Origin of the sequence: Shewanella sp. 38A_GOM-205m, from assembly GCF_000518445.1 — a bacterium.
GTDB classification, from domain to species: Bacteria; Pseudomonadota; Gammaproteobacteria; order Enterobacterales; family Shewanellaceae; genus Shewanella; species Shewanella algae.
In genome coordinates this window covers 183818-197834 of sequence record NZ_JADP01000002.1, presented here as the reverse complement: position 1 = coordinate 197834, position 14017 = coordinate 183818, and the positions used below count along the sequence as shown (strand labels likewise).

The 14017-nt window shown below is 55.1% G+C and carries 10 protein-coding genes; 6 read left to right on the top strand and 4 right to left on the bottom strand.

Features of this window, described 5'->3' with window-relative positions:
• Positions 1–27: 27 nt before the first annotated feature.
• Both N512_RS0102615 and N512_RS0102610 read right to left on the bottom strand, forming a co-directional pair.
• The gene (locus N512_RS0102615) at positions 28–732 is read right to left on the bottom strand and encodes a YceH family protein (protein WP_443018261.1); all 705 of its coding nucleotides are present in this window, start codon (positions 730–732) and stop codon (positions 28–30) included.
• A gap of 178 nt (positions 733–910) precedes the next feature.
• Positions 911–1744: a CvfB family protein gene (locus N512_RS0102610; RefSeq protein WP_025009611.1), complete on the bottom strand. Its 834-nt coding sequence runs from the start codon at positions 1742–1744 to the stop codon at positions 911–913.
• 275 nt (positions 1745–2019) lie between these two features.
• Here N512_RS0102610 and N512_RS0102605 point away from each other — a divergent pair, with 275 nt between their 5' ends.
• The gene (locus N512_RS0102605) at positions 2020–5472 is read left to right on the top strand and encodes a PAS domain-containing hybrid sensor histidine kinase/response regulator (protein ID WP_028779310.1); all 3453 of its coding nucleotides are present in this window, start codon (positions 2020–2022) and stop codon (positions 5470–5472) included.
• A 43-nt stretch (positions 5473–5515) separates the two neighbouring features.
• On the opposite strand, the gene N512_RS0102600 is transcribed toward N512_RS0102605, so the two are convergent.
• Positions 5516–6160: a response regulator gene (locus N512_RS0102600; protein WP_025888960.1), complete on the bottom strand. Its 645-nt coding sequence runs from the start codon at positions 6158–6160 to the stop codon at positions 5516–5518.
• 88 nt (positions 6161–6248) lie between these two features.
• Positions 6249–8528 carry a TonB-dependent receptor gene (locus N512_RS0102595; RefSeq protein WP_028779309.1) on the bottom strand — a complete coding sequence of 760 codons (2280 nt, stop codon included), beginning with the start codon at positions 8526–8528 and terminating at the stop codon, positions 6249–6251.
• A gap of 289 nt (positions 8529–8817) precedes the next feature.
• Here N512_RS0102595 and N512_RS0102590 point away from each other — a divergent pair, with 289 nt between their 5' ends.
• The 5 genes from N512_RS0102590 to N512_RS0102570 are packed head-to-tail and all read left to right on the top strand — an operon-like array spanning position 8818 to position 13573.
• The gene (locus tag N512_RS0102590) at positions 8818–10116 is read left to right on the top strand and encodes a GntP family permease (protein WP_028779308.1); all 1299 of its coding nucleotides are present in this window, start codon (positions 8818–8820) and stop codon (positions 10114–10116) included.
• Between the two features lie 9 nt (positions 10117–10125).
• A complete protein-coding gene (locus tag N512_RS22060; protein WP_081737069.1) occupies positions 10126–11358 on the top strand; it encodes an E22 family MetX-like putative esterase in 1233 nt (410 codons plus the stop codon).
• Positions 11359–11395: 37 nt separating this feature from the next.
• On the top strand, positions 11396–12166 hold the full coding sequence (locus tag N512_RS0102580) for a 3-hydroxybutyrate dehydrogenase (protein ID WP_028779307.1): 771 nt from the start codon (positions 11396–11398) through the stop codon (positions 12164–12166).
• A 30-nt stretch (positions 12167–12196) separates the two neighbouring features.
• A complete protein-coding gene (locus N512_RS0102575; protein WP_028779306.1) occupies positions 12197–12898 on the top strand; it encodes a CoA transferase subunit A in 702 nt (233 codons plus the stop codon).
• A 15-nt stretch (positions 12899–12913) separates the two neighbouring features.
• On the top strand, positions 12914–13573 hold the full coding sequence (locus N512_RS0102570; protein WP_028779305.1) for a CoA transferase subunit B: 660 nt from the start codon (positions 12914–12916) through the stop codon (positions 13571–13573).
• Positions 13574–14017 lie beyond the last annotated feature (444 nt).

Below are 14017 nucleotides of genomic sequence, written 5' to 3'. Positions count from 1 at the left end.
AGCCGTAGCTGTCGCTTTTACGGTCAATTATGCCAGTTGCGCCTTAAGCTCGGCCAATTCCTGTTTTAGTAAAGCCAGCTCTTGCTTCATTGTCGCCAGTTCTTGTTCAAGCAAGGCTATCCGGCTCTGGCTCGCCGTTTCGGGCTCTCTTTCGCGCTCACCTTCATGGTGAGCTGCAGCTTGATTGGCAATCTGAGTGGTATCGGCGCCGCCGGAACCTTCAGATACACCACCATACTCGGTGAAGTTCTCGGCAAAGCGTATCTCACGTTTTCCCGGCTCCCTTGCCAGTTGGCGGATAAAGCCTTTGTCTTTCAACGCCAGCAGGGTTTGCTCCACTTGTGGCAGGCCGTCAAATTCAAACAGCCGCTGAGCCCGGCTTCTGAGTTCACCAGCGGTTTGGGCGCCGCGCAGCAGCAACAAACACACTATCGCCAGCTCCGCCGGGGAAAACTGCAGCTCGCCAAATTCTGTGTTGCAGAATCTGTGGCGGTATTTAATGACCCGGCTGCCAAAGCCGGATTGCTCACTCAGCAGACGTTTTTTACTTAGGCTGTCCAAGGCTTGCTGCACTTCAGACTCGCTCAGTTCCATCACGGGATCGCGGCTGGTCTTTTGATTGCAGGCTTGGGTCAGTGAATTGAGAGACAGGGGATAAAGATCCGGAGTGGTGACTTCTTTTTCCAGCAGGCAGCCAATCACTCTGGCTTCGATGGCATTGAGTTGCAACATAATTGACAGTTCCATTCAAGGCAGATGTCGGCCAACTGACCGACATTTTACTCAGTGTTTTTGAGTTATATCAGAGCCTTGAGCCGATGTCGCGGTTTTCCTCGGCTGCGCCTTTCCTGAATAGGGCAGGCGCGTTATTTTTGCTCAATTCTTTGCCAGTTCTTTGTCAGTTCTTTGTTCAATTATTGGCGTGGATACCGTCATCTTCGATGCGCAGTTTTCCGGCCTTGAACAGGCCGCCGATGGCTTTTTTGAAGGCCTTCTTGCTCATGCCAAGTTCGGCGTAGATCACCTCGGGCGAGGTCTTGTCGCTGTAGGGCAGGAAGCCGCCGGCCTGAGCCAGCTTCTTCATGATCCGCTGTGATTGCTGATCCAACTCCTGACGGTCAGCCTTTTGCAGGGTCAGATCCAGTTTGTTGTCGTGACGCACCTGCTTGATATAACCCTTGAGCTTTTGGCCAAACTTCAGCTTACGGAACACCTCATTTTGATAGATGACGCCCCAATGCTTGTTGTTGACTATCGCCTTATAGCCGAGATCTGTGGTACCTGCGATGATAAGGTCAACCTGTTGACCATTCTTGTACCAAGCCGGGCTCTTATCGACAAACTTATCGATTTTGGACGAAGCGACAATCCGCTCGTCGGCGCGGTTACGGTGAACATAGACCAGGTAACTGCGGCCTTCTTCGGCCTGCTTGTGCTGCTCACCGAAGGGCAGCAGCAGATCTTTTTCCAGTCCCCAATCGAGGAAGGCACCGACCCGACCAATGGAAACTACCTTGAGATAAGCAAACTCACCCACCTGAGCCAGGGGCTTTTTAGTGGTTGCGATGGGCAGGTCGTTGGAGTCCAGATAGAGGAACACCTCCAACTTGTCGCCCACCTGACAACCCTTGGGCACCACTTTATTGGGTAATAACACCTGTCCCAACTCATGAGCGTTGAGGTAAACCCCGAAATCAACCTGTTTGACCACTTCCAGGGTGCAACTTTGACCTATTTCTGCCATCTGTTTTTGAACCTGATTAACTTTGTTTCAGCTGCGGCGGATTATAACGGATTGCGCCCACCTATGCCCGTGCCTTTTGTTAGGGAGGTGCGAATAAGTCCTCGTGGCCTTCTCTTTTGTAGGGCGTGGCTTGCACAGCAATTGGCGTTCAAGGCATCTGACTGAAGGCATGCCGGGGCCTGTCGAAGTCAGACTTCCCTAAGTTTGAATAAGACTAAAGTTAGCGCTGCTTTTTGCAGCAGAACTGGTTAAGCTGAAAATAAAAACCTTTGCCTATGTTCTCTATCTGGTCCGTCAGCCTGCTGGCACTTTTGTATCTCGCGCTGTTGTTTATCATCGCCTGGTGGGCGGATAAATATAAACCCAAACGCTTTCGGGCACTGTTTTATAGCCTGACACTCGGCGTCTACTGCACCTCCTGGGCTTTTTTCGGTACCACGGCCCAGGCTGCCAATCATGGTTGGTGGCTGGCGCCCACCTATGCCGGTACCTTGATCCTGTTTCTATTTGGCTGGCGGCTTTACTGCCGGGTGGCACAAATCTGCCGCGATGAAAAACTCACATCCCTGGCCGACTTTATCGCCAGCCGCTATGGCCAGTCTTCCAGCCTCTCCGGGCTGGTGTCTTTTATTTCCGTGATTGCCATAGTGCCCTATATTTCGTTGCAGCTGTCGGCCACCTCAGAAAGTATCGCCATGCTCACGGGCGAAGAGGTTTCCTCAGGCGGATTCTGGCAAGACAGTACCTTTTATATCATGTTGCTGCTGGCGCTGTTTGCCGTACTGTTTGGTGCCCGGCGTCCAAGACCCAGCGAGCACAACCCGGGGCTGGTGGCCAGTATGGCGTTTGAATCGCTGGTGAAGCTGGCTGCTTTTATCTCGGTCGGGCTGTTTGTCTGTTTCGGTTTGTTCGACAGCCCGCTGGCACTCTGGCAACAGGCTCAGAGCGCCAAGGCTGAAGGGCACTTGAGCTTTGAGGTCGACTCCGGCTACATCTATGCCACCCATACCCTGCTTGGGGTGTTGGCCATGTTCTGTTTGCCGCGTCAGTTTCATATGCAGTTTATTGAACCGGGCGGCGAGGGCCATCTCAGTACGGCGCGCTGGCTGTTTCCGCTGTATCTCATTCTTATCAATCTGTTTATTTTGCCTATCGCGGTAGCCGGCCTGTTATGGTTCGGTAAGGAGCAGGTGGCGCCGGACTCCTTCGTACTGGCCTTGCCGATGGCGGTAGAGAATCACGTCGTTTCCCTGATGGTGTTTCTCGGCGGTTTTTCGGCGGCCACCAGCATGGTGATTGTCTCGGCGATAGTGCTGTCAATCATGATCACCAACGACTTTATCAATCAGTTTATTCTGCGGCGTTCATCACTGGCCTCCGGCAGTCGCGGCCTCAGCCAAAACGCCTTGCTGCAGGCCAGAAGGGCGGTGATCTTCGCGCTGTTGCTACTGAGTTACTTTACCCACAGAATACTGGCCGATACCAACTCCCTTGCCATGGTGGGCTTGATGTCTTTTTCCCTGGTGGCGCAGTTTGCACCTGCGCTGATCATAGGTTTGTGGTGGCGTCAGGCCTCTTGTCTCGGGGCGCAGCTGGGGATCGCCTCAGGCTCGCTGGTGTGGTTTTATACCTTGCTGCTGCCGAATCTGGTGATAGGCGCAGTCGGTTACCAACCCTGGCTCGACAATGGCCCATTCGGTGTTCAGGCTTTGGCGCCGCGGGATCTACTTGGGCTGGGGCTGGATGATATTACCCAGTCCATGCTGCTGTCGCTTGGGCTCAATTTAATGGTGTATATCTTGCTGCCTGTACTGCGCCCGGCGGGGCTCGCCGAGCGGCTGCAGAGCAGCAAGTTTGTTATCAGCCGGGATGACAGACGGGAAGGTGTGCCCAAGGCCAGTTTGAGTTTTCATGATCTGGCAGCCTTGCTGAAACGCTTCGGCGAAGCCGACTCGGCCAGTCAGTTGGTTGCCAGCGAGTTCCCCCTGGATCCCAATCACTGGAAAGCGGATGCGCCGGTGCGAACCGAGCAACTGGTCGAGAGAGAGCTCGCCGCCATGGTCGGCGGCGCCTCGGCGAGGCTGATTATCGATGCCGCCAAAGATGAGAAACATCAGGGGCTGGAGCAGGTGGCCGAATTTGTCGATGAGGCCCGCGAAGTGCTGCGCTTTAATCGCGACTTGCTGCAATCGACCATAGAAAATATCCAACAGGGGATCAGTGTGGTGGACTCCCAGCTGAGGCTGGTGGCCTGGAATCAGGGCTACAAGGATATGTTTCTCTACCCGGATGAGGCGCTCTATATAGGTCGACCGGTGGAAGAGATCATTCGCCTCAACGCCCACAGAGGCATGTTTCGCGGCGAAGACCCCGAACAGGAAATTGCCAAGCGTCTCGACTATCTGCGTCAGGGCAGCGCCTATAAGTATCAGCGCACCCACAGCAATGGCCGGGTGTATGAGATGCAGGGTAACCCCTTACCCGGTGGCGGCTTTGTGACCACCTATACGGACGTGACCGACTTTGTCAGCCAGCAGCGCCAGCTGGAACACGTCAATGCCTCGCTGGAAGAAAAGGTCAACCAGCGCACTCGGGCGTTGACCCAGGCCAACCGTGAACTGTCCAATGCCAAACGGGTGGCCGAGCAGGCAACCGAGAGCAAGACCCGCTTTTTTGCCGCCGCCAGTCACGATCTGTTGCAACCCTTCAATGCCGCCAGCCTGTTCTGCTCCTTGATGAGTGATAAAGCCAGGGGCAGTGAGCTGGAAACCCTGGCCGATAATATCCGCAGCTCCCTTGGCAGCGCCGAAGAGCTGCTCAGCAGTATTCTGGAACTGACCAAGCTCAACGCCGGAGGCTTCAAGGTGAATGTCAGTGAATTTCCATTGCGGCAAATCATAGATCCCCTCAGGCACGAGTATCAGGCGCTTGCGGCGCAAAAAGGCATAGGCTTTCATCTCGAGAGTCAGGAAGTGCTGCTCAATACCGACAAGGCGCTGCTCAAACGTGTGCTGCGTAATCTGCTCAGCAACGCTATTCGTTATACCGAGCAGGGTGAAGTGCGGCTGAAGACCTATCTTGAAAACGGACTCTTGTCATTGATAGTGGAAGACACGGGCATTGGCATCGCCAAGGAAGATCAACTGACCATATTTGAAGAGTTCAAGCAGCTCGGCAGCCGCGGTAACGCCGAAGGACTGGGGCTTGGGCTGGCGATTACCAAGCGTATTTGCGATCTGTTGGACATCCCCTTGCTGCTGGGGTCCCAGGTAGGAACCGGTACTCAGTTTACCTTGTTGCTGCAATGTAAGTCGCTGCCGGGGGCTGTGGCCGCGGTCAAACCCAAGACTTTGGAGAGTGAGTCCGATTTTGCCGGGTTGCGGGTTTGGCTGGTGGATAATGATCAAACCGTGCTCGAAGCCCTGGGACAGGTCATGGGCAGTTGGGGCTGCGAGATAGAAAAGGCCACCGGCGCCGAACAGTTGGCTGAACTGCAAGCGCGTTTGCCCTTGCCGCAACTTTTGATAGTCGATTATCAGTTGGATGCCGGTCTCACCGGGGTTGAGCTGTTGGCCTCCCAGGGGTTGTCCGGATTACCTGTGATTATCAATACCGCCAATCAGGCCGAAAGCATTCGCGAGCAGGTTAGTGATGCCGGTTTCCCCTTGCTTTACAAGCCACTGAAGTTGCCGGCGCTCAGGCGCAGTATCAAGCGTTTGCTCAATTGAGGCGCGCTTTTAAATAAAGCGCTTTGTGGGGAAGGGGAAACCGTTATTCGGGGCGGCTGAGCTGGTTATAGCGGATACCGGCCTGGGTTCGGTTGTTGAGGCCGAGCTTGCGCAGAATGGCCGATACATGCTGCTTGACCGTGGTTTCCTGCACCTGCATTTCATAGGCTATCTGCTTATTGAGCAGGCCATCGGCTATCATCGCCAGCACCTTGTATTGTTGCGGCGTCAGTTTTTCCAGATTTCTGGCAAAGTCCGTCTGCTCGTCATCGGCGTCCAGAGTTTCCAGCGCCAAATCCGCCGGTAGCCAGGTTTCGCCATTGAGCACCTCGGCGATGGCTTCGGATATCCGCTCCAGCGGCGAGGACTTGGGCACATAGGCCGAAGCGCCCAGGGCGATGGCTTGCTGCATAATCGCCGGTGCTTCGGTGGCCGACACCATGATGATCAACACATCCGGGTATTGATTGCGCAGTTGCGACAGTCCCTGCAAACCATTGGCTCCTGGAATGCCGAGGTCGAGAAACACCAGCTCAGTTTCACTGTGTCGCCCGAGCAGCTCAAATAACCCCTCGAGATCGGCGCATTCGCGTATCTGTGCTTCATCCAATACGCAGGCGGCGGCTTGCTTGAGGGCGCTGCGAAACAGCGGGTGATCATCGGCAATTATGGCTTTCACCAGACTCATCCTAAGGGCTCCGGGTTTCAAATTTTATACGGGAAAGTATCAATAAAAACAAGGCTTACCCTAGGGTAAGCCTTGTTCGGGGCACGGATTAAAAGCGGTAGCCTACCGTCAGGGTCACTGTACGTGGATCGCCGTAATAACCAATCAGGGTGTTGTCGCCACCGAGTCCTGGGGTGTACTTGCTGACATCTGTCGGATCGCTCGGATCCGGGGTGACAAACTGATAGCCGCCGATAAGGTACTCTTCATCGGTGAGGTTTTTGCCATAGAGGCCGGCATACCAGCTGCCGTCATTGCTATACCAGGTGATCCCCAGATTCAACAGGCCGTAGGCGTCCTGGGTTAGCAGGCTGTCTTCCTCAAACAGCACATAGTCACCGCGATAGTAATAGTTGCCGTTAAAGACAAACTCACCGATATCGGCATAGAGACGATAGGTGAAACCCAGGTTAAAGGTGAGATCCGGGGTATTGGCTATGGTAAATCTGTCCGATTTGTCGAAGGTTTCACCTGTGGCAGGGTCGGTATCGAACACTTCACTGAATTCCGCATCGATATAGCCCACCGCCAGGTCAAAGTTCAGCGCGTCTGTGGCCACCCAGGTCATCTCAAGCTCTGCGCCACGGGCCTCCGAAGAGCCTATGTTACCCAGGCGCTGATTGAGATCGGCGGCCGTGTCGCCCGGCAAAACAGAGATATACTGCCTGTCCTTATGATCCAGGCTGAACAGGGTCAGGTTGGCCCTTAAGTTGCGGCCCCATTCGCTCTTCATCCCCAGCTCGAAGCTGTCAACGGTTTCAGGATCTGCCGCCGGCTCGGCGCTTTCGGCCCTGGGATTAAAGGTGCCGGATTTGAAACCCTGGGCGTAACTGGCAAAGAACATGATGTCATCCGAGTACTGGTATTCCACCCCGACTCTTGGGGTCAGCTTGGACCAGTCTTCACTGTCGTCCAATACCAAGGGCACCAAGTCGCCTTCGGGGCGGACATAGCCCGGCACCCAGCCGGATTCGGGATAGACGGTATCAAATATCAGGCCGTTGCGGACATAGGCCTGCTTTTCATCCTGGGTGTATCTGAGCCCCAGGGTCATGGACCAGTTGTCACTCAAATCTAAGCTGCCCTGAATGTAGGCCGCCTTGCTGGTGGAGTTAGAGCAGCCGCTCACTTCACGGGTCAGCCCAGGGGCGTTGAGCGCCTTTCCAAGCTCTTCGAGAATCGCCTGAAACTGGCCACAGGACTCGGCATCATAGTAGTAAAGACCTGACACCAGCTTATAGTTGTCGCCGCTGTGATGCAGTTGCAGCTCATGGGTGGTTTGCTCGTCGTCATAGATGGCCGGTACGTCGAAAATCTGCAGTGAGGTGTTGTCGAAATCTATGTTGGTGGGTGAGTAACTCTCTCTTCTGGCCGCGATATATTTCAGCTGCGTTGAGTGGTTTATGTCCCAGCTGCCGGTGAAGCTCCAACCTTCGAGGTCCACCTCGTTCCAGGTGGGCAGACTGGTGTAGGAGTCAAACTTGCTGTCCGGTACCGGGGCATTGGTCAGCAGACTCGGCAGCAGGCGATAGCCCCCCTTGGCGTTGGACTTATCGTCTGTTTTATCCCAGGCGAGGCGGAAAAACAGTGAGTCTGTTGGGTGATACTCCAGGGTGAGTCGCATGGCACTGAGATCTTTGTTGTAGTTCTCTTTGTCCTGGTTCGGCTCGGCCGAGGTCAAAAACTCACCGAAACCATCGCGGTTGAGGTTGGCATAGCCAAAGCCCAGATACAGCTGCTCGTCTATCAGCGGATACTGGCCGGTGATCTTGAGATCTTTCTGATTAAAGCTGCCGTAGGAGCCCTGAATATTCAGCTGGGGATCGCCGGACATCACCTTGGTCACATACTTGACCGCTCCGCCTATGGTGTTCTTGCCGTAAAGCGTGCCCTGAGGGCCTCGCAGTATCTCTATCTGCTGCACATCCAGCAGATCCAGCACCGCCCCCTGTGGGCGGGCGATATAGATATCATCCACATAGATACCGACGCCGGGCTCATAACCCCAGAGCGGGTCCTGCTGGCCCACGCCGCGAATAAAGGCGGTCATGGTGGAGTTGGTTCCCCGACTCGCCTGCAGCGTGGTATTGGGGGAGAACTGCTGCACTTCGGTCACCACGGTAATACCGCGCTCATTAAGCTCGGCCTCACTGACTGAGGTGACGGCGACCGGTACTTCCTGCAGGTTTTCCACTGTGCGTCTGGCGGTGACTTCAATACGTTCCAGCTCGCCCTTATTGTTGGTTTCTTCTGCCTGAGCCGCTATCGGCGTCAATGCCGAGGCTATGGCCAGTGCCAGCAGAGAGTAGGGGATCTTGGCTTGACTCATGATTAAGTCCTTTTTGCTGTTTTGTTTGTTTTGTTTTTGTTAACACTTCGGCGTTTACTCTAGAGCAAAGGAAGCGGAAGGGAATTAGCACCTTAGTACAGTGTTATTTAATGATTTGAAATTTATTGGTTATTTTGTGTATAGCACTATGGTGTTATGTTCAATCCGGTTTTTGCTTGTCACTCTCTTGGTTGCAAAAATTGGTTGCAAAAAATTAACAATGACGCCTGGTCAATCGCTGCAAATTTGCGGCGCCGGAATAGGGCGGCCAACAACAAGAGATGGGCTTATGTTGAGTATGCTGGGACTCTTCGGTGGCTTACTGCTGCTGATTATTTTGACACTCAGAGGTGTCAACCTGTTTGTCGCCGCGCCACTGTGCGCGGCCTTGGTGGCGCTGAGCAACCATATTCCGTTATTTGATGCCTCGGGGGCTGACTTTGTCAGTGCCTATATGGGCGGTTTTTCCGGCTTTCTGGCGTCCTGGTTCTTTATGTTTTTGCTGGGCTCTCTGTTCGGCAAGTTTATGGAAGATACCGGCGCGGCCGATGCGGTGGCGCATTTTATTGTGGGGAAACTCGGGATCCGCTATGCGGTGCTGGCAGTGGTAGCCGCCTGTGCCGTGTTGACCTATGGCGGCGTCAGCGTATTTATTGTGGCATTTTCCGTCTATCCCATGGCGCTGGGGCTGTTCAAGGACGCCAATCTGCCGCGGCGCTTTATTCCGGCTGCGTTGGCATTGGGCTCGGTGACTTTCACCATGACCTCGGCCGGTTCGCCTGAGATCCAGAACTGGATCCCGATCAAATACCTCAATACCTCTCCCTGGGCCGCCTGGGAAGTGAGCCTGGTGGTGGCCCTGTTTATGGCGGTCAGCGGTTATTTTTGGCTCAAGTGGATGATTAACCGAGCCATCGCCAGAGGCGAGCGTTTCGAGGCGCGCAGTGATGATCCTGAAGTGCCGGAGCGGGATCTGCCCCATCCCATCACAGGGGTGATCCCTCTCATTGTGGTGCTGGTTATCTCCTTTTGGCTGCACGATACCCTGGCACAAAATGCCCTGATAGTTGCCTTGCTCGGTGGAGTGTTGACGCTGATGTTAATCAACTTCCGCCATTTTCATCATCTGGGACGGGCGGTCAACGACGGCACCACAGGCGCACTGGTGGCCATAGGCAATACCAGCGCCGTGGTCGGCTTTGGCGCCGTCGCCAAATCATCGACCGCCTTTGCCACCGCGGTTGAGGTGATGACCAATATGCCGGGCAATGAGCTGTTGGGGGCTGCGGTGGCGGTGAGCGTAATTGCCGGCCTTACCGGCTCTGCCAGTGGCGGCCAGGCGATAGCCCTGCCTTTGGTGGCGCCCCATTATCTGGATATGGGGGTGAACCCTGATCAGTTGCATCGAGTGGTGGCTATCTCTTCCGGTGCTTTGGATACCTTGCCCCATAACGGTTATGTGGTTACCACCATTCGCGCCATCTGTAAGGAAACCCACAAGCGCGCCTATTGGGCGATGGCGGCGCTGACGACCCTGCTGCCCCTTATCGGTGTCGCGCTGGCACTGGCTCTGTTTATTTGGTTTTAAGAGGTGAATATGAAGTTATTTGCATCCTGCATGTTTGCGGCGCTGCTTGGGGTTGCCCAAGCCTGTGCTCCGGCTTCGGCCGAGTCCGTTTCTGCCTCGGCGGCTTCGTCCTTGAAAGCGACCGCCCAGCCTATGCTGGTGGAGAAAAAGTCGTTTACCACCACTGAGTTTCGCACAGTATCGGGCAAAGTGTTGCCCAGTGTGACCGTCGGCTGGGAAAGCTACGGCAGTCTCAATGCGGCCAAGGACAATGTCATACTGATCACTCATTTCTTTTCCGGTAATTCCCACGCTGCCGGCAAGTACGCCGAGTCTGATCCCCAGAGTGGCTATTGGGACGCCATCATAGGGCCGGGCAAGGCGATAGATACCAATCGCTTCTTTGTTGTCAGCGCCGACACTCTGGTCAACGCCAATGTGCACGACGGTCATACCATCACCACAGGGCCTGCCAGCATCAACCCTGAAACCGGCAAACCCTGGGGATTGGATTTTCCCGTGGTGACCATTCACGACTTCGTCGAGGTGCAGCGCTTGCTGCTGGAGAGTCTCGGCATTGAAAAACTGCATGCGGTGATGGGTGCCTCCATGGGGTCATTTCAGGCGCTAGATTGGGCGGTGAGTTACCCGGACAGAGTCGAGCGGCTCATTCATGTTATCGGCGCCGACAGCATGGATGCCTGGAGCGTACCGGCGCTGGAAAAATGGGCCCTGCCTATCCGGCTGGATCCCAACTGGCGCGGCGGCGACTACTACGGCAAGACGCCCCCGGTGGCAGGGCTGACCGCGGCGCTGCTCAATATCACCCAAGATGCAATGGCGCCGGAGGCTTATCTGGCCAGCTTCAAGGATTTCACTGTGGCCGACAAAGGCGCGCTGGCGGATATTCGCACGCTGCCGCAAATCAGCCAGATCTTGCAACAGCGCGCCGGGGCCAGAGCGGCATTGCAGGATGCCAACCATGTACTGTATCTGGTACGGGCCTCACAACTGTTCAGTGCCGATTGGCAAGGGGGCGAGCTGAAACTCGCCTTGGCCAAGATAAAGGCCAAGAGCCTGTTGCTGCCCGCCAGTGGCGATCTGCTGCTGCGACCCCAGAGAGTGAGGCAGATGGCTGCCACCCTGAAGGAACTGGGTAAAGAGGTAGAGATAAGTGAAATTAAAGGCCCCTGGGGGCATCTCGATGGCTTGTTCTCCATTCAGGGCAAGAGTGATGAAATCCGTGCATTTCTGGCGGACTGAGTCACGCCGCCGCAGGGCGTAATTTTAAGGAGCCTGTATGAAAGACCCTAAAACCGTATTGATCACCGGCGCGGCCAGCGGTATCGGCCTGGCGATTGCCACTGAGCTGGCGGCCTTTGGCCACAGGATATTGCTGAGCGATCTCGACCCTGAGCGGGCGATACTGGCCGCCAACACGCTTAATCAAGCCGGCGGCAACTGCTTGGGCCTTGGGCTCAATGTCGCCGACCCCCGGGCCATTGAATCGCTGACCGAGCAACTGGCTGACATTGAAGTGGATGTGCTCATCAACAATGCCGGACTGCAGCATGTGGCGCGCCTCGATGCCTTTCCGGCCGAGAAGTGGCAACTGCTGCAACAGGTGATGCTCACCGGCCCGGCGATGCTTTGCAAGGCATTGCTGCCGGGAATGCGGGAGCGCAACTTTGGCCGCATCATCAATATCGGCTCTATCCATGCACTGGTGGCATCCAGGTACAAGTCGGCCTATGTGGCCGCCAAACACGGTTTACTGGGACTGAGCAAGGTCGTGGCGCTGGAAAACGCCGACTGGGATATTACTGTCAACACGATTTGCCCGGCTTATGTAAAAACACCGCTGGTGGAGGCGCAGATAGCGTCCCAGGCAAGGGAGCACGGCATGAGTGAGCAAGAGGTTATCGACAACATTATGCTGTCCCCCATGCCGAAAAAGGCGTTTATCGGCGTCGATGAAATCGTGCATTCGGTGGCGTTTTTGATGGCGCCGGCGGCGCGCAATATTACCGCCCAGACGCTGGTGCTGGACGGTGGCTGGACCGCGCAATAAGGCAAGAGAGGCTGACACAGGAGAATCACTATGGCCGGGTTGGATAAAAGGGTTGCCAGTCATGAACAGGCATTGGAGGGGATAACCCATGAGATGCGGATCATTGCCGGAGGCTTTGGCCTTTGTGGCATTCCCGAGGGCTTGATAGCCGAGTTGGTGCGCAGAGAGGTGTGTGATCTGGAGCTGGTGTCCAACAACTGTGGCGTCGACGACTTCGGTCTTGGGCTGTTGCTGCAAAACCGCCAAATTCGCAAGATGGTGGCGTCATACGTGGGTGAAAATGCCCTGTTTGAGCAATTGATGATGAGTGGTGAACTGGAGGTGGAGCTGGTGCCTCAGGGCACTCTGGCCGAGCGGATCCGCGCCGGCGGCGCCGGGATCCCGGCGTTTTACACGGCCACGGGAGTCGGTACTCCGGTGGCCGAGGGCAAACCCAGTGAACATTTCGAAGGCCGGGAGTATCTGCTGGAGCGCGGCATAGTCGCCGACTTTGCGCTGGTTCGCGCCTGGAAGGCCGATTGGCAGGGCAACTGCATCTATCGCCACACCGCTATGAACTTCAACCCCTTGGCAGCGATGGCGGGCAAGATAACCGTGGTAGAGGCCGAAGAGATAGTCGAGCCCGGCAGCCTGCCGCCATCACAAATTCATACGCCGGGGATTTTTGTCGATCGCCTGGTGCAGGGACAGTTTGAAAAACGCATCGAAAAGCGCACCTTTCGGCCCAGCTAACAGGAGAACAGCATTATGGCGTTGAGTCGCGAACAGATGGCTATGCGGGTCGCCAGAGAGATCCGTGACGGTGATTATGTCAATCTGGGCATAGGCATTCCCACTCTGGTAGCCAACTACCTGCCACCCGGGATAGAAGTGATGCTGCACTCGGAAAATGGTCTGTTGGGAATGGGTCCGTTTCCGCTGGAGGAAAAGATAGATGCCGACATGATCAATGCCGGTAAGGAGACAGTCACTGCGGTCAAAGGCGCGGCGATTTTCGACTCGGCCCTGAGCTTTGCCATGATAAGGGGCGGGCATGTGGATCTCACTGTGTTGGGGGCGATGGAGGTGGATCAACAGGGCAATATTGCCAGTTGGATGATCCCGGGCAAGATGGTCAAAGGGATGGGCGGCGCCATGGATCTGGTGGCCGGCGCGGCCAACATCATATGTACCATGATGCACTGCAGCAAACAGGGTGAGTCCAAGTTGCTTGAGCGCTGTACGCTGCCGCTGACCGGGGTTAACTGTATCAAGCGGGTGCTGACGGACTTGGCACTGCTGGAAATCCGTGACGGCGGTTTTCATCTGCTGGAGCGCGCGCCGGGGGTAACTGTTGAGGAGATCCGCGCCAAGACGGCGGGGAGATTGCATTGTGGCGAGTCTGTGCCGGAAATGACCTTTGATTAATTCGCTAAATTGGGTGGCGTTTTTGGCTGCTGCGATTTTTGCTTGAATCGCCAGGCTTCACGATAACAAAACTTTGTTTGAGGGTGAGTTTTCACCCTCGTGTTCCCCAAGGGAGCTGCATTGAAGCAAACTCAGTGCCCGAAGCGGTATCTGGCGATCAAAATAAGGAGCCTGAGTATTTAAAAAATCTTGAACAGATAAAATCGGCTTTCATGGCTTAATCTATTGATATAAATCGAAAAAAGCTCGCTTAAATGGCATAGGTGAACATCGCAACTGTAGTTTATATTTCAAAGCCTTGGATAAACTGTGATTCGTGCTTGCATTATGGGGCACAGCAAGGTTTAATTGCGCCGTTTTGAAGGTACATTCAGTCCTGACAGGCAAACGTGAGTAACAGGGTTATTATGGTTCACGAGTCATTAACCGTGTAAATGAACAAAG